Raw genomic sequence first — 19,057 nt, 5'->3', positions numbered from 1 at the left:
CGTCTTCAGGCCGCCGCCCACTCGGCCGGAACGCCCGACGGCGAGAGCCCGAGCGCGTCGCCGATCCGCGCGCTCGCGCGCCCGTCGCCGTAGAGATCGACCCGGCGCGCCATCCGGGCGTAGGCGGCGCCGTCCCGGAGCAGGGAGGTGCAGGCCTCGCGGATCACCTCGCGGCTCGTCCCGACGAGCCGCGACACGCCGGCCTCGACGCTCTCCTGCCGCTCCGTGACGTCACGCATGACGAGCACCGGCTTCCCGAGCGCGGAGGCCTCCTCCTGGATCCCGCCGGAGTCCGTCAGGATGAAGCGGCTCCGGCGCGCGAGCCACACGAGCGCCGGGTACTCGACCGGCTCGACGAGGTGCACGTTCGGCAGCCCGGAGAGGATGCGGAAGACCGGTTCCCGGACGTTGGGGTTGAGGTGCACCGGGTAGAGGATCTCGACGTCGTTCGCGCTCGCCACGTCCCGGATGGCCTCGCACAGCTCCTCGAACGGTCGCCCGAAGCTCTCGCGCCGATGGCCGGTGACGAGCACGAGGGGGCGCTCCGCGCGCAGCGGGAACCGCGCCGCGTACATCTCGTCGAGCCCCTTTTCACGGAGGGTCTCGATCGCGAGGAGGAGCGCGTCGATCCCGGTGTTGCCGACCACCCGGATGCGGTCCTCCGGGATCCCCTCCGCGAGGAGGCTCGCCTTCGCGCGCGCCGTCGGCGCGAGGTGCAGGTCGGCGAGCCGCGCGGTGAGCACGCGGTTCATCTCCTCGGGGTACGGCGCCCAGCGGTCGCCGCTGCGCAGCCCCGCCTCGACGTGTGCGACCCGGACCTTGCGGTGAAAGGCGGCGAGCGCCGTCGCGAAGCACGTGGTCGTGTCGCCCTGGACGACCACCCAGTCCGGGCGGCGCGACTCGAGCAGCCGATCCACCCCCGTGAGAGTCCGGGCGGCCACGTCCGACAGCGTCTGGTTCGTGCGCATGATCTCGAGGTCGTGATCGACGTCAACCCCGAAGAAGGAGACCACCTGGGTAACCATCTCCCGATGTTGCCCCGTGAGGCATACCTCCACGTGGGCCCCGGGGCGTTGCCGGAGATCGTGTACGAGGGGAGCGAGCTTCACCGCCTCGGGACGGGTTCCGAAGACGATCAGGATGCGCATTTCGCCAAACGTTACCAAGAGTAGCGACGTGTGGATATAAAGACCTGGGGACGGTGGAGGCAGCTCTCGATCACACTCGCCGGCGGTCGCGATGAGCGCCCGGCCGCGTGAGCGCGGGGCGGCGCCCCAGGGAGACTTACGATGATCCTGCTGCACGCGCTCGAGTGGGGACTGCTCGTGCTGGGCGTCTACACTTTTGCGGTCGCGCTGTGTGGCTTCCTCCCGCGCCGGAAGAGCGCCGCCGTCGAGCCGCTGCACCGCTTCGTCGTCGTCGTCCCGGCGCACGACGAGGCGGCGGTGATCGGCGACGCGGTCCGCGCGCTCACGCAGCTCGACTATCCCCGCCGCATGTTCCGCGTCGTGGTCGTCGCCGACAACTGTAGCGACGACACCGCGGCGCGCGCGCGGACCGCGGGCGCGGACGAGGTGCTCGAGCGCGACGAGCCCGGGAGCACGGGGAAGGGTCACGCCCTCCGGTGGGCGCTCGAGCGCGTCGCGTCGCGCTGGACCCCCGACGCGATCTGCGTGTTCGACGCCGACAACGTCATGTCCCCCAACTTCCTCACGGTCATGAACGCGCGGCTCGCCGCGGGCGCGCACGTCGTGCAGGGCTACCTCGACACGAAGAACCCGGACGACAGCTGGGTGACGAAGGCGATCTCCACCGGCTACTCGGTGTCGTCGCGCCTCTTCCAGCTCTCGCGCGAGAACCTCGGCATGTCCGCGGCGCTCGGCGGGACGGGCTACTGCATCCGGACGTCCACGCTGCACGCCTTCCCGCCGGATCCCGCCTGCGTGACGGACGACGCGGAGCTGCAGATGCGGCTCCTCCGCGAGGGCATCCGCGTGGAGTGGGCGCACGACGCCGTCACGTTCGACGAGAAGCCGCTCACGATGAGGGCGTCGAACGCGCAGCGGACGCGCTGGATGCAGGGCCGCTGGGACGTCGCGCGGCGGCACCTCCTCCCGCTCCTCGCGCGGGCGCTCCGCCACGGCGATCAGGCGGCGCTCGACGGCGCCATCGCGTGCGTGCAGCCCTCGCGCTCCGCGGTGGCGGTGCTCGCGGCCGGCGTCGCGGCGGTGCACGGGGTGGCCGCGCTCCGGGGCTCGGCGCTCGCGGCGGCGTTCTCCGTTCCGCTCCCCGCCTGGGGCGCGCTCCTCGCGTGCTACGCGGTGTTCCCCATGGCGGCGATGCGCGCCGAGGGGATGCCGGCGCGCGCGTTCGTGCGCTACGCGTACACGGCGATCTTCAACTCCACCTGGCTGCCCATCCTCGTGCGCGGGCTCTTGCGCATCGGGAAGCGCGACTGGGTCTCGACGCAGCACACGCGCAGCATCCCGCTCGAGGCGCGGCTCGCGGAGCGCCGCCCCGCGCCCGGGGGAAAGCCACCCGGCTCGGAGCGGGTGGCCTGATGCTGAAGCAGCGCGCGCGAGCGGTCGCTGCCGGGCTTCGGGGGCTCGATCTCGGGCTCCTGGTGCTCGCCTTCGGCCTCGCGTACTGGGTGCGCAGCGCGCTGCCCGGCACCCTCCCGGATCTCTACGCGCCCGACCGCTACCTGGCGTGGGTCGCGGCCGCGCTGCTCCTGTGGAGCCCCGCCGCGGGGGCCTCCCACGTGTACGCCGCGTACAGGACGCGCTCGCTCGGGGTCGAGGTGCTGCGCCTCGGCCGCGCCACGGTCACCCTCGCGCTCCTCCTCGGCACCGGGACGTTCATCGCGCACGACCACCAGCTCTCGCGCCTGCTCTTCGGGATCTGGCTCGCGACGGCGCTCGCGCTCTTCGCCGCGAGCCGGGTGGTGCTCCGGACCACCGCGCGCGCCGTCCGCCGGCGGGGCCGGAACACCCGCGCGTTCGCGGTGGTCGGCAGCGGGCCGCTCGCGGTGGCGATGGCGCGTCGGCTCGGGACGCGGCGGGAGTGGGGGCTCAGGTTCTGCGGGTACATCGTCGAGCCGGACGGAGCGGTTCGTCGAGGGGCCCAGGTGCTGGGCGCGATCGAGGACATGGGGAAGATCCTCGACCTGCACGTGCTGGATCTGGTCGTGGTCGCGGTGGGGCGCGATCGGCTCCGGGACGTCGAGGAGGCCATCGCGCTGTGCGAGGAGCAGGGGGTTCCGGTGAAGATCGCCCTCGACCTCTTCCCGGCGATCGACGCGCAGCTCGAGATCGAGGAGCTCGACGGGATCCCGCTCCTCTCCCTCGCGTCCGGTCCCCAGGAGGTGCTGCCGCTCCTCGCGAAGCGTGCCTTCGACGTCGTCCTGAGCGCCCTCGGCCTCCTCGTCCTCTCGCCCGTCCTCGCGCTCGTCGCGCTCGCCGTGCGGCTCGACTCCCCGGGCCCGGTGCTGTTCCGGCAGCGGCGCGTCGGCCTCAACGGCCGCGAGTTCACCCTGTACAAGCTCCGCTCGATGCGGGTCGGCGCAGAGGACGAGCTCCACGCCCTGCGCCAGCACAACGAGGCGGACGGGCCGGTCTTCAAGATGCGCGACGATCCGCGCGTGACGGCGGTCGGCCGCTTCATCCGCCGGGCCTCGCTCGACGAGCTCCCGCAGCTCTGGAACGTGCTCTGCGGCGAGATGAGCGTCGTCGGCCCGCGCCCGCCCCTCCCGGAGGAGGTGCGCCGCTACGAGCGCTGGCAGCGCCGGCGCCTCTCGATGAAGCCCGGGATCACCTGCACCTGGCAGATCTCGGGCCGCTCCGATCTCGAGTTCGATCGCTGGATGGAGCTCGACCTCGCCTACATCGACGGCTGGTCGCTGTGGCGGGACCTGCGCATCGTCGCCCAGACGATCCCGGCCGTCCTGCTCCGGCGCGGGGCGCGCTGACGCGCCGCTCCGGCCCGACTATCCTTCGAGGCCGTGCCGCCGCTCCCCGCCGATCTCGACGCTCGCGTCACCGCCGCCGCGGACGTGCTCCGGCGCGGCGGCCTCGTGGCCTATCCCACCGAGACGTTCTACGGGCTCGGCGCGCTCGCCCGCGACGAGGCCGCGCTCGGCAGGCTCGCCCGCGCGAAGCTCCGCCCGGAGGGCAAGCCCCTGCCGCTCCTCGCGGCGGACGTCGGCCAGGTGGAGGCGGTCGCCGGGCTCACGGGCATCGCGGCCCGCCTCGCCGCGCGCTTCTGGCCCGGGCCGCTCACGCTGGTGCTCCCCGCGCTCCCGGGGCTCGACCCCGCGGTCACGGCCGGCGCCGGGACCGTCGCCATCCGCGTCCCCGGCAGCGAGGTCGCGCGGGCCCTCGCCCGGCGGGCGGGCGGGGCCATCGTGTCGACGTCTGCGAACCTCTCCGGCGAGGCGCCGCCGACCGACGCCGGAGACCTCTCGGCGGACCTCCTCTCGCGCATCGACCACGTCCTCGACGGCGGGCGCACGCCGGGCGGGCTGCCGAGCACGATCGTGGAGGTGGAGGGGGACAGCGTCCGCCTCCTGCGCGAGGGCGCCATCCCATTCGACGCCGTGCGCGCCGCGGCCGACTGACGCAAGGGGGCTGCTCCGGATGCGCGCGGTCACCTCGGGCGCCTTGCACCCCGCGGGGCGCTGATCTAGCGTCCCACCCCCATGGCGGAGATCGCCCCGTTTCACGGAATCCGATACGCCGCCTCGAAGGGCCGCGCGCTCGCACAGCTCATCGCGCCGCCCTACGACCTCATCTCGCAGGAGCAGCGCGACGAGCTGCTCCGGCGCAGCACCGAGAACGTGGTCCACATCACCCTCGGCGAGGAGCGCCCCGGCGACGGGCCGGCGCAGAACCGCTACACGCGCGCCGCGGAGTACTTCCGCCGCTGGCTCGCCGAGGGCGTGCTGCGCCGCGACCCCACCCCGGCGCTCTACCCGCTGGAGCAGAGCTTCTGGTCGCCGGATGGGCGGCGCCTCAAGCGGCGCGGCTTCATGGCCGCCGTGCGGCTGCACGAGTTCCGCGAGGGCATCATCGTCCCGCACGAGAAGACGCTCGTCGCGCCCAAGGCGGACCGGCTCGAGATCCTGAGGCACGTGGGCGCGAACCTCTCGCCCATCTTCGGCCTGTACCGGGACGAGGCGCAGGTCACGGCGCGGACGCTCGACGCGGCGACCGCGGCGGAGCCGGTGGCGGACACCGACTCCGACGACGGCGTGCACCACCGCATGTGGCGGACCGAGGACCCGGCGCTCGTGTCCGCGCTCACCGAGCTCGTCGCGCGGCAGCGCGTCTTCATCGCCGACGGGCACCACCGCTACGAGACGGCGCTCGTGTACCAGCGCCAGCTCGAGGAGGCGAACCCCGGCCTCCCCGCGGACGGCGGGCACCACTACATCCTCATGTTCCTGTGCCCGATGAACGACCCGGGCCTGTTCCTGTTCCCCACGCACCGGCTCCTGTTCGGCCTGAAGGACCTCTCCCTCCCGCGCTTCGTCGAGCGGCTCGAGCGCTACTTCACGGTGGAGACGCTCCCCGAGGACATCCGCCGCCCGGCGGGCCGCGCCTGGGCCATCTCCAAGCTCGCCGAGCACGGGGGCAAGGCGAGCACCTTCATCCTCCTCTCCGCCGAGGACCAGAAGGCGCGCGTGGTCACGCTGCGCGACGACGTGGACCTCTCCGACGCGGAGCTGCCCGCGAACCAGATGCTGCGGGCGCTCGACGTGACGGTGCTGCACTCGATCGTCTTCCAGCACCTGCTCGGCCTCTCGCCGCGGGCGCAGGAGAACCAGGAGAACCTCACCTACGTCCGCGACGCGGGCGAGGCGGTGAACCGGGTCCTCTCCGGCGAGCATCAGCTCGGGTTCCTCCTGAACCCCACGCCGATGTGGCAGGTCGAGGCGATCGGCGACGCGGGCGAGACGATGCCGCAGAAGAGCACGCTCTTCTACCCGCGCCTCCAGAGCGGCCTCGTGATGCGCCAGGTGAACCCCCGGGAGCGGCCCTAGCCGGCGAGGCCGCGCTTCTTTGTCCAAACCCGCAGTCTGCGATAGAAAACCGTCATGCCCTTCCCCCAGGACCGCCCCCGCCGCCTGCGCCGCAACGAGGCGCTGCGCAGCCTCGTCCGCGAGACGCACCTCGCGCCCGACGACCTCGTCTGGCCGCTGTTCGTGCTCCCCGGCAAGCGCGTGCGGAACCCGGTGAAGTCGATGCCGGGCGTCTTCCAGCTGTCGGTCGACGAGCTCGTCGCGGAGGCGCAGGCCGGGTACGAGGCGGGCGTCCGCTCCGTGATCCTGTTCGGGATCCCCGAGCACAAGGACGAGATCGGCAGCGGGGCCTACGACGAGAACGGCGTCGTCCCGCAGGCGATCCGCGCGCTCAAGGCAAAGGTCCCCGGGCTCGTCGTGATGACCGACGTGTGCATGTGCGAGTACACGGACCACGGCCACTGCGGCATCCTCAAGGCGCCGAAGGCCGGCGGCCCCGGGCAGGATCTCTCGGTCGACAACGACGCGACCCTGCCGCTCCTCGCCAAGGAGGCGGTCGCGCACGCCCGCGCCGGCGCCGACATCGTCGCCCCGTCGGACATGATGGACGGCCGCGTCGCCGCGATCCGGGCGGCGCTCGACGCCGAGGGGTACGGAGACGTGCCCGTCCTCTCCTACGCCGCGAAGTTCGCCGGCGCGTTCTACGGCCCGTTCCGCGACGCCGCGGAGAGCGCGCCGCGCGAGGGGCCGGGCATCCCCAAGGATCGCAAGGGCTACCAGATGGACCCCGGCAACTGGCGGGAGGCGCTCCGCGAGGTGGCGCTCGACGTCGCCGAGGGCGCCGACATGGTGATGGTGAAGCCCGCGGTGCCGTACCTCGACATCGTGCGGCTCATCCGCGATCGCTTCGAGCTGCCGGTCGCCGCGTACCACGTGTCCGGCGAGTACGCGATGATCAAGGCCGCCGCCGAGCGCGGCTGGATCGACGAGGCGCGGGTCGTGCTCGAGACCCTGCTCTGCTGCCGCCGCGCCGGCGCCGACCTCATCCTCACCTACTACGCGAAGGAGGCCGCGCACCTCCTCACCGGGAAGCGCGGGTGACCCGCGGAGCGTCCCAGCCCGACGAGCCCGGCGGGGCGGCCTCGTACAAGGTCGTCGAGGTCTCGCCCGTCGGCGAGGAGAGCCTGGAGGGGGCGCTGAACCGCTGGACCGCGGAGGGCTTCGCCTTGGAGTCGGTGCACTTCGTCATGCGCGAGGGGTCGCACCGCCCGGCGATGGCCTACCTGTTCTTCGTGCGGGGGAGCGCGTAGCGAGATGCGCGACGCGAGGCGAGAGGGCAGCCCGTACCCCAAGGCGGACCTGTCGCTCCGCGCGCTCGCGCGGCTCGCCGACTTCACCCTCGCGCTCGTCCTCGCCCAGGCGTCGCCGCAGGTGGGGCCGCTCCTCGCCGCGCTCTACCTGCTCGTCGCCGACGGCCTGCTCTCCGGGCAGTCCATCGGCAAGAAGATCTTCGGCGTGCGCACGGTCGTGGTGCCGCGCCGGGCGCCGGCCGGCTACCGCGAGTCCATGCTGCGCAACGCGCCGTTCGCGCTCGTCGCCATCTTCTACGCGGTGCCGCTGCTCTGGCCCGTGCTGTTCGTCGCCGGCGTGCCGATCGTCGCCTTCGAGGCGTACATGATCTACACGGACCGGCTCGGCGTCCGGATCGGCGACATCTTCGCCGACACGCAGGTGGTCGACGGGAAGGTGCTGGCGAAGGACGCGGCCGTGGCGCCCGACCTCGCCGCCACGCCGGCGCCGCCGCCCTCCGCGAGCGCGACGCGCGGCGGCGCGGCCCGGTCGGCCGCCTAGGAGCATGACCCGCGAACCGCCAGCGAGCGAGGCGAGCCCGCCGCGGCGGAGGCGCAGCCCCCGTTAGTTCCTTCCAGGAGCCGGCCCACGATGCGCATCGCGCTCACGCACAACCTTCGACTCTCCGACTCCGAGGAGGAGGCCGAGTTCGACACCCGCGAGACCGTCGACGCCCTGGCGGCCGCCATCGAGCGCCTCGGCCACCGCGTCGAGCGGATCGAGGTCTCCGGGCCGGCGTCGCGCACCGTCGCGCGCCTCGAGGCGTTCGGGCCGGACCTCATCTTCAACACCGCCGAGGGGCGGCGCGGCCGCTTCCGCGAGGCGTTCTTCCCGGCGCTCTTCGACGAGCTCGGGATGCCGTACACCGGCTCCGACGCCTACGCCCTCGCGCTCACGCTCGACAAGCAGCTCACGAAGCTCGTGCTCGCCCAGCACGGGGTCACGACGCCGCGCTGGCAGTACCTCGAGGACGCGCAGAAGCTCCAGCCCAACGCCCTGCGCTACCCCGTCATCGTGAAGCCCAACTTCGAGGGCAGCTCGAAGGGCATCACGCAGGACTCGGTGGTCGAGGACGCCCTGCGGCTCCACGAGGTGGTGCGCGAGTCCCTCCGGCGCTACCCCGCGGGGCTCCTCGTGGAGGAGTTCATCGTCGGGCGGGACGTGACGGTGCCGTTCCTCGAGGCGGCCGCGCCGGAGCGGCACGGCGTGCTGCAGCCGGTCGAGTACGTCATCGACGAGGCGGCCACCGCCTCCCGCCGGTACGCCATCTACGACTACGAGCTCAAGACCAAGCTCGACCGGTACGTGTCCGTGCGCGCGCCGGCGAAGGTGAAGCGGAGCCAGGCCGAGCGGATCCAGCAGCTCTGCGAGACCGTCTACCGCCAGCTCGGGATCCGCGATCTCGGCCGGATCGACCTGCGCCTCGGCGACGACGGCGGGATCTACTTCCTGGAGATCAACGCGCTGCCCTCCCTCGAGCCCGGGGCGGGCATCTACGCCTCCGCCGCGCTCGAGGGGCTCCACGACGACGCCGTGCTCGGCGCGGTCATCCAGAGCGCGACGCGCCGCTTCAACATCGCCGAGCCGCGCGGACGGCGCGGCCGCCCGAGGCGCACCGAGCGGCTCAAGGTCGGCTTCACCTTCAACGTGAAGCGGCTCACGCCGGACCCGTCGGGCGAGGGGGACGAGGAGGCCGAGTACGACTCCCCGAAGACGCTCCAGGCGATCCGCGAGGCCATCGCGAGCTACGGCCACGAGGTGGTCGATCTCGAGGCGACGACCGAGCTGCCCTTCGTCCTCGCGGCGACGCCGGTGGACGTCGTGTTCAACATCGCCGAGGGGTTCCGGGGCCGGAACCGCGAGTCGGCGGTCCCGGCGCTCCTCGAGCTCCTCGACATCCCGTACACGGGGTCGGATCCCGCCGCGCTCTCGGTCTCGCTCGACAAGGCGCTCGCGAAGCGCATGGTCCGGACGCACGGGGTGCTCACGCCCGACTACGTGGTGATGCACACCGGGAAGGAGCGGCTCCCGCGCGAGCTCTCGTTCCCGCTCCTCGTGAAGCCCGTCGCGGAGGGGACCTCGAAGGGCGTCACGAAGAAGTCCATCGTGCGCGACGAGGTCGAGCTGCGCGAGGTCGCGCGCGAGCTCATCGCGAAGTACCGCCAGCCGGCGCTCGTCGAGGCGTACGTCGCCGGGCGCGAGTTCACGGTGGGGCTCCTCGGCGAGCGCCGCCCGCGCGTGCTGCCGCCCATGGAGATCGTCTTCCTCGACGCGAGCGATCCCACGCCCATCTACTCGTTCGAGATGAAGCAGGACTGGAACGAGCACATCCGCTACGAGGTCCCCGCGAAGCTCGCGCCGCGCGAGCTCGACCGGCTCGAGAAGGCTGCGCGCGAGTGCTTCACCGCGCTCGGCTGCCGCGACATCGCGCGGGTGGACTTCCGCATGGACGCGGAGGGCCGGATCTACTTCATCGAGTGCAACCCGCTGCCGGGGCTCGCGCCCGGGTGGTCGGACCTCGTGCTCATCTCGCAGGCCGCCGGGATCGACTACCGCGGGCTCATCGGCGAGATCCTCGCGTTCGCGATCCGGCGCTACCAGGAGCGGGAGCGAGAGCGGGAGCGGGCCCGGCGGGCGCAGGCGGCGGCCGAGCGCGAGGCCCTCGCGGAGCGCGCCGTGGCGGAGCGGGGCGCGCACGCGCAGGCGGTCGCGGGCGCCGCCAACGGGTCGAACGGCTCGGAGAAGCCTTCCGGGACGCCCGGCGAGGGCGCGCCGCCCGTATAATCGCGGGCGATGCCCGACGACCGCCCGACGAACGAGCCGCGCCGCCGCGCGCGGGAGCTGGGGATCCCGCTCGGGCGCTACAAGACCGGGCGCTGGAACGCGATCACCGACGTCGCGGGCGTGAAGGTCGGCCACGCGACGATCATCCGCGGGGCCGCGGGGCCGCTCAAGGTGGGGAAGGCGCCGGTGCGCACCGGCGTCACCGCGATCCTCCCGAACCCGGCGAACGTGTTCGAGGAGCGCGTCGTCGGCGGCGGCTTCATCCTGAACGGGGCGGGCGAGGTCTCGGGGATGACCCAGCTCCTCGAGTGGGGCCTCATCGAGACGCCGATCTTCCTCACCAACACGCTCTCCGTCGGCGCGGTCTCGGACGCCGCCGTGAAGTGGATGATCGACCGGTTCCCGGGCATCGGGCACGAGCACGACGTCATCATCCCGCTCGTCGGCGAGTGCGACGACTCCTGGCTGAACGACATCGCCGGCCGGCACGTGCACGAGGAGCACGTGACCGAGGCGCTCCGGACCGCGAGCGACGGGCCGGTCGCGGAGGGGAGCGTGGGCGGCGGGACGGGGATGATCACCTGCGACTTCAAGGCGGGGATCGGCACCGCGAGCCGCAAGCTCCCGGAGGTGCTCGGCGGCTACACCGTGGGCGTGCTCGTCATGTCGAACTTCGGCGTGATGCGGCAGCTCCGCGTGGGCGGGCTCCCGGTCGGCGAGGTGCTCGAGGCGCGGTACCGCTCGGCCCCGCGCCGGAGCCAGAACTACGGCTCCATCATCGCGGTGATCGCGACGGACGCGCCGCTCATCACCCACCAGCTCAACCGGCTCGCCAAGCGGGCCGCGCTCGGCATCGGCCGCGTCGGCTCGACCGCGATGCACGGCTCGGGCGAGATCGTCCTCGCGTTCTCGACGGCCAACAAGGTGCCGCGCGAGTCGCGCAAGATGGTCTACCGGGTGAAGATCCTCCTCGACCAGCGGCTCGATCCGCTCTACGAGGCCGTGATCGAGGCGACCGAGGAGGCGATCCTCAACTCCCTCTGCATGGCGCGCGACATGGACGGCGCGAACGGCCACGTCTCCCGGGCGCTGCCGCTCGCCGACGTGAAGGAGCTCGTGCAGCACTGGACGTCGCGTCACGGCGCCGAGCCCGCTCCGGCTGGCCGCCGGCCGCAGCCAGAGCCGGGCGCGGCGCCGAGGATCCCCGCCGCCGTCGCGAAGCCGAGCGCGGCTCGGGGCGCCGAGGGCATGCCGCGGCCGACGCGGCCTGCGGGCGCGCCGCCGCCGGCGAGGATCGAGCGGGCGGACGCGCGCAGCGACTCGCAGGAGGCCAAGGCGGAGGGCGCAGCGACGGGGGAGGGCGCCCCTCGCCCGGACGGCGGCGAGACGCCGGACCGCTGACGCTCTGGCGCGCCCGGCCCCGGCGTGCGATACACCGTCGCCGGGACGACTTTTCCCCATCGGTCGACACGACCCGACCCACGGAGGCCCCATGGCCAACTCGAAGAGCAAGCACATGCGGATGAAGAGCGAGCGGCGCCGGAAGTGGAAGGCCCGCAAGCGTCGCCAGAAGGCCTCCAAGGGCCAGGCGAAGAAGTAGCGCGCCGCGCGACGGCGCTCGCTTCACGAGCGGCGGGGCGGCCTCCGGGCCGTGCCCGCCGTCGCGCTTTCCGGCTCCCTGCCCGGTCCGGGCCGTCCGCCCGATCAGAACCGCAGCGCCAGCCCGAGCTCCGGCCCCGAGAAGTGGAGCTGCGGGCCGTCCTTCCGATCGCCCGAGACGTCGATCGCCCGCCAGCCGAGCGTGAGCGCCAGCGGACCGCCCCGGAACGCCGCCGCGAGCCGGGCGTCGGTGACGGGAACCGGGGTCGGCGTCACGCGGGCGTGACCCTCGACGCCGAACGGCCCGACGAGGCCGAGGTGGCCGGACACCCCCACGTCCGGCCCGAACGCGATCGTCCCCGCGTACGGCTCGCCGACGAGCCCGCCCGAGTCGGGCATCGACAGCATCGACGCGCCGACCTCGAGCCGCATCCGGTAGGAGGGCGCGGACAGGAACGACCAGGTTGCGTGCATCGTGCCCCACCCCAGCGTGGCCGCGTCGTTGGTCATCGCGCCGCGCAGGCGGTCGCGGCCCACGGCGCCGATGCTGGCGTGGAACCCGAGGTGACGCCCCTCGATGACGAGGTCGAGCACGCCGGCGCCGCCTCGCGTGTGGCCGGCCGCCTGGAGCGACAGGAGCGTCGTCGTGCGGTCCGGGCTCCCCTCGGGCGGTGGGAGATAGGCCTCCGGCGGATAGGGCACGTAGGGCCGGTACATGGGGTAGTAGCCCCACCCCCAGCCGAGCCCCCACCAGAACGGCGCGATCCCGAGGGCGTACGCCGGGTACGGGTAGTATGGATAGGACGGATAGTATGGGTAGTAGGGGGAGTAGGGGTAGCGAGGAGAATACGGCCCCGGCGCCGGGCGGTGGCTCGGCGGCACCGTGCCGGTGGGCGGCGGCGCGGGGCGGACCGCGGCGCTGCCGCGCGGGGGTGCGGGCCGGGTGCCGTAGTACGGGGACTGGGTCGCCCGGGTGGGCGCGCCGGAGGGCCCGACGCGAGGCTGGCCGGCCCGCGGGGGCGCGGGGCGGGGCTGGGCCGCGCCGCGCGCCGGGGCGGCGCGGCTCGGGGCAGGGCGTGCGCGGGGGGGCGCCGGGTCGTCTGCCCTCGAGGGGGCGGGCGCGGAGAGCAGTCCGGCGACGAGCACTGCGATGAGGGAGCGCATGGGCACCTCGCCTCCCAGGGTAGCAACGGGGGTGCCACGGGGAGGCGGAGCAGCGCTCGCCGGGGGCCCGCGGATCGACGTGTTCTGGAGGGTCGCGCCGGGCCGCGCGGACGCGAGGTGACGCTGCCGCGGCACGGCGTGAATCCGGCGCCCGCACCGCCTCGGGAGGGCTCCGCGCGTCACGCGTCAAGACGTCCTTGACGCCGCCCGCGCCGTCGCGCTAATGACTGCGCTCCCTCGCGGTCACCAGGGCCGCGGGGGGCGAGAGGTGCAGCCGGTCAGGTTCTTCGAGACGCTGCGAGATCGGGTCGTCCTCCGCTCGCAGATCGGGAAGCGGAAGCTGGATCGCTCCGCTACCCGTCGAGCGCTGGACCAGGCCTCTCGGGAGCTCGGCGAGCGCTTCGCGGTGCTCGTCCGGATGGGTCGGGCGGAGGTCCCCGGCGAGCTCACGGTGTTCCTGGACGCGGTGCGACTCCTCGAGGAGAAGCTCGCGGGGCAGGAGAAGGAGATCGCGGAGCTCGAGGCCGAGTTCCCGCGACGAAAATAGAAGACCTTTGGGCCCGTGGCGCAGCTGGGAGCGCGTCTGAATGGCATTCAGAAGGTCACCGGTTCGATCCCGGTCGGGTCCACCAACTCCCTGAAGTGAGACGGGCCGTCAGGACATCCTGACGGCCCGTCGCTTTTTCCGCGTCGCTCAGGCCAGCTCGAGCGCTTGCGCGAGGTCGTCCACGAGGTCGGCCGGATCCTCCAGCCCCACCGAGAGGCGGATCATGGCGGGGCCGAAGCCGGCCTGGAGCTTCTGCTCCGGCGTCATGTCGGCGTGCGTCATCGACCAGGGATGCTCGATGAGCGTCTCGATCCCTCCGAGGCTCACCGCCAGTCGCATGTGCCGGACGGCGTCGAGCACGCGGTAGGCCTCGGCCTCGCCGCCGTGGACGTCGAAGCTGACCACGCTGCCGGCGCCGCTGCACTGCTGCTTCCAGAGCGCCACCTGGCGCGCGCCCATCTCCTCGAGGCCCGGGTAGTAGACCCGCTTCACCTGGGCGTGGCCCCGCAGCAGCTCCACCAGCCGTCGGGTGTTGGCCTGCTGCTGCTCCATGCGCAGCTGGAGCGTGCCGAGCGAGCGGGTGATGAGCCAGGCGGTGTCCGGATCGGACATCGATCCCATGATGGTCCGCGTGGCCCGCACGGCGTTGATGACGTCGGCGCTCCCCATGGCCAGGCCGGCCACGAGATCCGAGTGGCCGCCGAAGAACTTGGTGGCCGAGTAGAGCACCACGTCGGCGCCCAGCCCGAGCGGCTGCGAGAAGATCGGCCCGAGGAACGTGTTGTCGATGAGCACCTTCACCTTCCGTCCGCCCGTGGAGCAGCGGTCCGCCACGCGCCGCGCCGCGGGCACGTCGCAGAGCTCCATGGTCGGGTTGGCGGGCGACTCGAGGTAGATGACCCGGGTGCTCGGGTGAGACTCCGCCACCGCCGCCAGCTCGGCCTCGGTCGCGCCGGCCGGGAACGGCACGGTCCGGATGCCGAACTCCGGGAGCAGCTTGCGGAAGAGGTACTCCGTGCCGCCGTAGATCGGGTCGGAGAAGAGGAGGGTGTCTCCGGGGCGGAGCAGCGTGAGGCAGGTCGAGGAGATGGCTCCCATCCCCGAGGAGAAGAGCGCGGCCGACTCGGCGCCGTCCCACGCCGTGACCCGGTCCTCGAGGATCTCGCTGTTGGGGTTGTTGACCCGCGTGTAGATGAGCGCCGGGCTCTCGCCCTGCTCCCGCTGGCGCAGGCCGTAGGCGAGCTCGAAGGCTCGCTTGCCCTCGACCGCCTTCTTGAAGATGAACGTCGAGGTGCGGAAGAGCGGCGGCACCGCGGCGCCCTCGGAGCGCTGCGGCTCGTAGCCCTTCTCGAAGATCAGCGTCTGCGGCGACGGCGAGCGGCGTGCGGGCATGGTCGGGTTCTCCCGGGCGGGCATCCTCCGATGGGCTGCCCCGCCGCGTTAGAGCCCCGTTACGGGCCGTGGAGGCGCACGCGTGGTCGAGCGACCTCGCTCCCGCGGGCTCGTCCCTGGCGGGCGCAGGCGTGCCGGAAAGGCGGCTCTGGCCGAGCCGGTGCCGGCCCTTCCCACGACGCCGCGCGGCATCCCCGCGCCGCAGCGCGCCACGCCCTAGGCGCCGGGCGTGACGGTGCGCGGGGCGCCCGCTTCCGCCCGGACGGCGGGACGGGCGAGGGAGATCGGCTCGTTCGGCTCGGCGGGACGCGGGACGGTCTTCCTCGGCCGCCGCGCCGCGGCGCCCCCGACGAACGGCGCGAACAGGCGGAGGAGCCGCTCGCCGTTCCGCGCGAGCGTGAACTCGCGGAGCACCGCGCGGCGCCCGGCGAGCCCCAGCTTGCGCGCGAGGGTCGGGTCCCCGACGAGCCGCTCGATCGCGTCCGCGAGCGCCGCGGCGTCGCCCGGCTCGACCACGAGGCCCGTCTTCCCGTCGCGGACGAGCTCGGGGATGCCGGAGACCCGCGTCGAGACGACGGGGCAGCCGGCGGCCATCGCCTCCATGAGCGCCACCGGGATCCCGTCCATCATCCCGGCCGCGGTGACGACGCTCGGGTGCACGAGCACGTCCGCCGAGGCGAGGAGCGCGCGCACCTGGTCCTGCGGCTGCCCGCCGAGGAGCTCGACCTCCCCGAGCTTCAGCGCCGCGATCTGCCTCTCGAGGGCGGCGCGCTCGGGCCCGTCGCCGACGAGGACGCAGCGGAAGGCGACGCGGCGCTCGCGCAGGAGCGCGCAGGCGTCCACGAGGTGCCGGTGGCCCTTGTAGTCGCGCAGGCCCGCGACGCAGGCGATGACGGCCGGCCCCCGGCGCGCGGGCTGCGCGCGCGGCTGGAAGCGGGCGGGATCGACGCCGCAGCGCACGATGGAGGTCTTGGCGGCGGCCTCCTCGCCGTACAGCTCGCGCAGGAGCGCGCGGTTGTACTCGGAGATCGTGACGACGAAGCGCGCCTCCCGGACCTTCTCCTCCAGCATCGCGCGGTCGAGGTAGAGGTCGTGCGCGTGGGCGGTGAAGCTGTAGCCCGTCCCGGTGAGCTCCTTCACGACGAGCGCCGCGAGCGCGGGGTGCGTCGCCCAGTGGGCGTGCACGTGCGCGTGGCCGCCCGCCTCGACCTCCCGCGCGATGAACGCCGCGCGGGGCACGACCACGAGGGCGCGGGCGAGGAAGCCCGGCGAGCGCAGGTTGCCGCGGATCGCGCGCGCCCAGGCGCGCAGGTAGGCGCGGGGCTTCCGGCGCAGCCAGTGGAGCTGCGCCGCCGCGACCTCACGCGAGAGGCCGCGGTGGTAGCGCGTGTGCGCGAGCATCCCGTCCGCGCCGGGGTGCATGGGCCCGGGCGCGGCGCCGAGGAGCGGGTAGACGTCGATCTCGAGCCCCCGGCGGCGGAGCTCGAGCATCTCGTGCAGGATGAAGGTCTCGGTCGGCGCCGGGAACCAGGACATCAGGTACGCGACGCGCCCGCGGCGCCGCGGCTTCGGCTCGGTGTGGGGCATCCGCTCTCTCATCCCCCGGCGGCGGCCGGATCCCGGCGAAGCCGCGAGTAGACCTCCAGGAAGACCTCCGCGACGTGGTCGAGCCCGTAGCGGGCGGCGACCTCCTCGCGGGCGGCGCGCGCGCGCTCCTGCGCTGCCGGATCGCGGAGCGCCTCCACGAGCGCGTCCGCGAGCGCCCCGGGACGCTCCGGCGGCACGAGCCGCCCGGTCACCCCGTCGCGCAGCACCTCCGCGGACCCGCCCACCGCGGTGGCCACGACCGGAACGGCGCACGCCATCGCCTCGAGGAGCGCGACCGGCATCCCCTCCGTGCGCGAGGGCAGCACCGCCGCGTCGGCGGCGCGGAGGAAAGGCGCGACGTCGGCGACAGGGCCCGGGAGCGCGAGCGAGGTCTCCACCCCCTCGCGCCGCGCGAGCTCCTCGAGGCGCGCGCGCTCGGCGCCGTCGCCCAGCATCCAGAGCCGCGCCTCGGGCAGCCGCGCGACGACCCGCGGCCACGCCCGGGCGAGCACGTCCACGCCCTTCTCCGGGGAGAGCCGGCCGGCGTACACGACGAGCGGTCCAGCGGGGAGCCCGAGCGCGCGGCGCAGCGCGGCGCGCTCCTCCGCCGCGGCGGGCCGGAAGCGCTCGAGGTCCACGCCGTTCGGGATCGAGAGGATGCGCTCGGGCGGCACGCCGGCCGCGCGGAGCTCCGCGTGGATCGGGCCGCTGATCGCCACGAAGGCGTCGGCGCGCGCGACGGTCGCGCGGAGCCGCAGCCGGCCGAGCGCGGTCGCGGAGAGGACGCCCACGTCGCCGATGGCCCCGCACGCGTGGGGGTTCAGGAGGATGGGCGTACCGGTGAGCGCCGAGAGGAGGAGCGCGGCGGAGGAGGGCGAGAGGAGCTGGTGCGCGTGGACGACGTCGACGCGCGGCCGCAGCGAGGCGACGCGGCGCGCCGCGGCGGCCACGTAGGCCAGGGTCGCGAGCGGCCCCGGCGCTCCCGGTGGCGCCCCGACGCGGTGGACGTGCAGGCGGCCCTCCACGGCGTGCGCCGGGCAACCGGGCGAGCGCCGCGTGACGACGTGGACCTCGGCGCCCCTCGCGGCGAGCGCCCGCGCGAGGGAGAAGGTGTGGCTCTGGATGCCGCCGACGGACGGAGGGTAAAGGCTCGTCAGGATCGCGACGCGCGGCGCCGGCCGCGGCGCTGCGGTCGCGCTCGACGGGGCCTCCCCCTCCAGGGATGCGTAGACTTCTCCACGGAGCATGTGTCTGCCGACATGAACGCTCGGCTGCTGACGCCGCGAAAGGAAGGACCATCTTCGGGAAGGGCAGGCCGTGGATCGCGTGCCGAGAATTCATCCGTGAGGGGGACCGCCGTTGCGAATCGCTGAGATCATCAACTCGTTCGACATCGGCGGCGGCGAGGTGCAGCTGCTCGAGCTGGTGCGGGGCCTCATGAAGAGGCATCGCCTCTCGGTGCACGCCCTCGAGCTCCGCGGACCGCTCCTCCCGCGAGTGCAGGGGCTCGGCCTCACGCCGGAGGGGCATCCGCTCGGCGGCTCGCTCGCGAGCCGCAGGGCCCTCCGGGCGGTCGGAGAGCTCGCGCGGGCGTTCCGGCGTGACGGGGTGCAGGTCGTCCACGCCCACGACTTCTACTCGGCGTTCGTCGCGGTGCCCGCGGCGCGGCTCGCCGGCGCGGGCGTGATCGTCGGCCGGCTCGACCTGGGCCACCTCCAGAGCCCCGCGCAGCGCGCGGTCCTCGCGGGGCTGTCGCACGCGGCCGACGCGGTGATCGTGAACTGCGGCGCGATCTTCGACCTCGTGATCGGCGACGAGCGCGTGCCGCCCGACCGCGTCTCGCTCGTCCGGAACGGGATCGACCTCGACGCGTTCGACGCGGCGCGCGCCGCGCGGCTCGCGCTGCCCTTGCCGGACGTGCGCGGCCGCCCGGTCGCCGTGATCGTCGCGAACATGCGCCACGAGGTGAAGCGGCAGGAGGACTTCCTCGAGGCGCTCGCCATCGCGCGCCGCGAGCGCCCGGACCTGGCCGCGTTCCTCGTGGGCGAGGGCGACCGCGTGGACGGGCTCATGACGCTCGCGTCGCGGCTCGGGCTCGACGGTCACGCCTTCTTCCTCGGCCGGCGCCCCGACGTCCCGGCCGTGCTCGCCCGCGCGACCCTCGGCGTCCTGTCGTCCGCGCAGGAGGGGCTCTCGAACGCGGTGATCGAGGGGATGGCGGCGGGGCTGCCGATGGTGGTCACCGACGCCGGCGGGAACGCGGAGCTCGTCCGGCACGGCGAGCGCGGGCTCGTGGTGCCGGTGGGTGCGCCCGCGGCGCTCGCGGCGTCGATGCTGCAGGTGCTCGCGGAGCCCGCCCGTGCCAGCGCGTTCGGCGAGGCGGGGCGGCGGTTCGTGGAGGAGGCGCTGTCCGTGGAGCGGATGGTGGCCGAGCACGAGCGGCTCTACCGGCGTGTCGCGGCCGAGCGGCCCGGCCTGGCGCGCTCCGTCGCGCGCGCGGGCGGCGGCGCGCGTCAGGTCGCGACGGGCGGCCTGGGAATCCTGCGGCACCGCGCCGTGACGCGCGCGCAGGCCGGCGAGCGCTCCGCGGGCCAGGCCGGCTGACGCCGCCCGAC

Annotated in this window: 17 protein-coding genes and 1 tRNA gene; 13 read left to right on the top strand and 5 right to left on the bottom strand. The window is 74.0% G+C overall.

Features of this window, described 5'->3' with window-relative positions:
* Window positions 1-5 precede the first annotated feature (5 nt).
* Complete coding sequence (gene wecB / locus MLV88_RS15745; protein WP_242337510.1) at window positions 6-1,148, bottom strand: non-hydrolyzing UDP-N-acetylglucosamine 2-epimerase; 1,143 nt, start codon at window positions 1,146-1,148, stop codon at window positions 6-8.
* A 141-nt stretch (window positions 1,149-1,289) separates the two neighbouring features.
* On the opposite strand from wecB, the gene MLV88_RS15740 reads away from it, so the two are divergent.
* The 10 genes from MLV88_RS15740 to MLV88_RS15695 all read left to right on the top strand — a co-directional run bounded on the left by MLV88_RS15740 (window position 1,290) and on the right by MLV88_RS15695 (window position 11,753).
* Window positions 1,290-2,561, top strand: a complete 1,272-nt coding sequence (locus MLV88_RS15740; protein WP_242361148.1) for a glycosyltransferase family 2 protein — start codon at window positions 1,290-1,292, stop codon at window positions 2,559-2,561.
* Entirely contained in the window at window positions 2,561-3,967 is a 1,407-nt protein-coding gene (locus MLV88_RS15735) for a sugar transferase (RefSeq protein WP_242337507.1), read from the top strand. The genes MLV88_RS15740 and MLV88_RS15735 overlap by 1 nt, the downstream gene beginning before the upstream one ends.
* A 33-nt stretch (window positions 3,968-4,000) precedes the next feature.
* On the top strand, window positions 4,001-4,615 hold the full coding sequence (locus MLV88_RS15730; RefSeq protein ID WP_242337504.1) for an L-threonylcarbamoyladenylate synthase: 615 nt from the start codon (window positions 4,001-4,003) through the stop codon (window positions 4,613-4,615).
* An 81-nt stretch (window positions 4,616-4,696) separates the two neighbouring features.
* Window positions 4,697-6,040: a DUF1015 domain-containing protein gene (locus tag MLV88_RS15725; protein WP_242337502.1), complete on the top strand. Its 1,344-nt coding sequence runs from the start codon at window positions 4,697-4,699 to the stop codon at window positions 6,038-6,040.
* 54 nt (window positions 6,041-6,094) lie between these two features.
* A complete protein-coding gene (gene hemB / locus MLV88_RS15720) occupies window positions 6,095-7,120 on the top strand; it encodes a porphobilinogen synthase (protein ID WP_242337500.1) in 1,026 nt (341 codons plus the stop codon).
* On the top strand, window positions 7,117-7,329 hold the full coding sequence (locus tag MLV88_RS15715) for a DUF4177 domain-containing protein (RefSeq protein WP_242337498.1): 213 nt from the start codon (window positions 7,117-7,119) through the stop codon (window positions 7,327-7,329). Before hemB ends, MLV88_RS15715 begins: the two co-directional genes overlap by 4 nt.
* A gap of 4 nt (window positions 7,330-7,333) precedes the next feature.
* The gene (locus tag MLV88_RS15710; protein WP_242337496.1) at window positions 7,334-7,870 is read left to right on the top strand and encodes an RDD family protein; all 537 of its coding nucleotides are present in this window, start codon (window positions 7,334-7,336) and stop codon (window positions 7,868-7,870) included.
* A 90-nt stretch (window positions 7,871-7,960) separates the two neighbouring features.
* On the top strand, window positions 7,961-10,153 hold the full coding sequence (locus MLV88_RS15705) for a D-alanine--D-alanine ligase family protein (protein ID WP_242337494.1): 2,193 nt from the start codon (window positions 7,961-7,963) through the stop codon (window positions 10,151-10,153).
* Window positions 10,154-10,162: 9 nt separating this feature from the next.
* A complete protein-coding gene (locus MLV88_RS15700) occupies window positions 10,163-11,554 on the top strand; it encodes a DmpA family aminopeptidase (protein ID WP_242337492.1) in 1,392 nt (463 codons plus the stop codon).
* Window positions 11,555-11,645: 91 nt separating this feature from the next.
* Window positions 11,646-11,753, top strand: coding sequence for an aminopeptidase (locus tag MLV88_RS15695; protein ID WP_242337490.1), 108 nt, complete (start codon window positions 11,646-11,648; stop codon window positions 11,751-11,753).
* Window positions 11,754-11,857: 104 nt separating this feature from the next.
* Here MLV88_RS15695 and MLV88_RS15690 read toward each other — a convergent pair whose 3' ends face one another.
* Window positions 11,858-12,916, bottom strand: coding sequence for a hypothetical protein (locus MLV88_RS15690; RefSeq protein ID WP_243337935.1), 1,059 nt, complete (start codon window positions 12,914-12,916; stop codon window positions 11,858-11,860).
* Window positions 12,917-13,184: 268 nt separating this feature from the next.
* Here MLV88_RS15690 and MLV88_RS15685 point away from each other — a divergent pair, with 268 nt between their 5' ends.
* Together MLV88_RS15685 and MLV88_RS15680 are read left to right on the top strand one after the other, a co-directional pair.
* Window positions 13,185-13,463 carry a hypothetical protein gene (locus tag MLV88_RS15685; protein ID WP_242340312.1) on the top strand — a complete coding sequence of 93 codons (279 nt, stop codon included), beginning with the start codon at window positions 13,185-13,187 and terminating at the stop codon, window positions 13,461-13,463.
* Between the two features lie 9 nt (window positions 13,464-13,472).
* Window positions 13,473-13,548, top strand: a tRNA-Ala gene (locus MLV88_RS15680).
* A 62-nt stretch (window positions 13,549-13,610) separates the two neighbouring features.
* Here the strand turns inward: MLV88_RS15680 and MLV88_RS15675 are convergent.
* From MLV88_RS15675 to MLV88_RS15665, 3 genes are all read right to left on the bottom strand, one after another.
* Window positions 13,611-14,855 (bottom strand): trans-sulfuration enzyme family protein, encoded by a 1,245-nt coding sequence (locus MLV88_RS15675; RefSeq protein ID WP_242340313.1) that lies wholly within the window; start codon window positions 14,853-14,855, stop codon window positions 13,611-13,613.
* Between the two features lie 216 nt (window positions 14,856-15,071).
* Complete coding sequence (locus MLV88_RS15670) at window positions 15,072-16,442, bottom strand: glycosyltransferase family 4 protein (RefSeq protein ID WP_243337934.1); 1,371 nt, start codon at window positions 16,440-16,442, stop codon at window positions 15,072-15,074.
* An 8-nt stretch (window positions 16,443-16,450) separates the two neighbouring features.
* Window positions 16,451-17,689 carry a glycosyltransferase family 4 protein gene (locus MLV88_RS15665; RefSeq protein ID WP_243337933.1) on the bottom strand — a complete coding sequence of 413 codons (1,239 nt, stop codon included), beginning with the start codon at window positions 17,687-17,689 and terminating at the stop codon, window positions 16,451-16,453.
* Between the two features lie 112 nt (window positions 17,690-17,801).
* On the opposite strand from MLV88_RS15665, the gene MLV88_RS15660 reads away from it, so the two are divergent.
* The gene (locus MLV88_RS15660) at window positions 17,802-19,046 is read left to right on the top strand and encodes a glycosyltransferase (RefSeq protein ID WP_242340316.1); all 1,245 of its coding nucleotides are present in this window, start codon (window positions 17,802-17,804) and stop codon (window positions 19,044-19,046) included.
* The last annotated feature ends 11 nt before the right edge of the window (window positions 19,047-19,057 follow it).

The organism is Anaeromyxobacter soli (genome assembly GCF_022808855.1).
Lineage (GTDB): Bacteria > Myxococcota > Myxococcia > Myxococcales > Anaeromyxobacteraceae > Anaeromyxobacter > Anaeromyxobacter soli.
This window is presented reverse-complemented; position numbering and strand designations above follow the sequence as displayed.